This is a genomic window from Streptomyces morookaense (assembly GCF_013030945.1).
Lineage (GTDB): Bacteria > Actinomycetota > Actinomycetes > Streptomycetales > Streptomycetaceae > Streptomyces > Streptomyces morookaensis.
This window is the reverse complement of record NZ_JABBXF010000213.1, coordinates 1-275: the sequence shown is the minus strand read 5'-3', so window position 1 is coordinate 275 and position 275 is coordinate 1. Positions and strand designations below refer to the sequence as shown.

Genomic DNA, 275 nt, shown 5'->3' with positions numbered 1-275 from the left:
AGATCCGCCACTTCCTGGTCCACGCCGTGGCCAGGACCGGCGGGCACCTCGGCCCCAACCTGGGCGTGGTGGAGCTCACCATCGCCCTGCACCGCATCTTCGACTCGCCCGCCGACCGCATCCTGTGGGACACCGGACACCAGTCGTACGTGCACAAACTGCTCACCGGCCGCCAGGACTTCTCCAAACTCCGCGGCAAGGGCGGTCTGTCCGGCTACCCGTCGCGCGAGGAGTCCGAGCACGACGTCATCGAGAACAGCCACGCCTCGACGGTC

The 275-nt window shown here is 68.4% G+C and carries 1 protein-coding gene; it reads left to right on the top strand.

Annotated elements, in window-relative coordinates:
* Positions 1 to 275 (top strand): 1-deoxy-D-xylulose-5-phosphate synthase N-terminal domain-containing protein (locus HG542_RS34215; protein WP_304414308.1); only part of this gene is annotated, 275 nt, incomplete at both ends.